Origin of the sequence: Gemella sp. 20925_1_85 (genome assembly GCF_041433735.1) — a bacterium.
In the GTDB taxonomy this organism is placed as follows: Bacteria; Bacillota; Bacilli; order Staphylococcales; family Gemellaceae; genus Gemella.
In genome coordinates, this window is the sequence record NZ_JAPWCC010000065.1 from 1 (window position 1) to 536 (window position 536).

General features: G+C 50.2%; 1 rRNA gene. It reads left to right on the top strand.

From position 1 onward, the window contains the following. Positions 1–536, top strand: a 23S ribosomal RNA gene (locus O3884_RS09025); the annotation flags it as partial.

Here is a 536-nt window from a genome sequence, read left to right on the forward strand (position 1 = left end):
CAAACTCTCAAGAAAAGCCGCTATCGAGATAAGAGGTGCCCGTACCGCAAACCGACACAGGTAGTTGGGAAGAGAATTCTAAGGTGAGCGAGAGAACCATCGTTAAGGAACTCGGCAAAATGACCCCGTAACTTCGGGAGAAGGGGTGCCTACGAGAGTAGGCCGCAGTGAATAGGCCCAAGCGACTGTTTAACAAAAACACAGGTCTCTGCAAAACCGTAAGGTGAAGTATAGGGGCTGACGCCTGCCCGGTGCTGGAAGGTTAAGAGGAGTGCTTAGCGTAAGCGAAGGTATGAATTGAAGCCCCAGTAAACGGCGGCCGTAACTATAACGGTCCTAAGGTAGCGAAATTCCTTGTCGGGTAAGTTCCGACCCGCACGAAAGGCGTAACGATTTGGGCACTGTCTCAACGATGGACTCGGTGAAATCATAGTACCTGTGAAGATGCAGGTTACCCGCGACAGGACGGAAAGACCCCATGGAGCTTTACTGTAGCTTGATATTGAATTTTGATGCAGTATGTACAGGATAGGTAG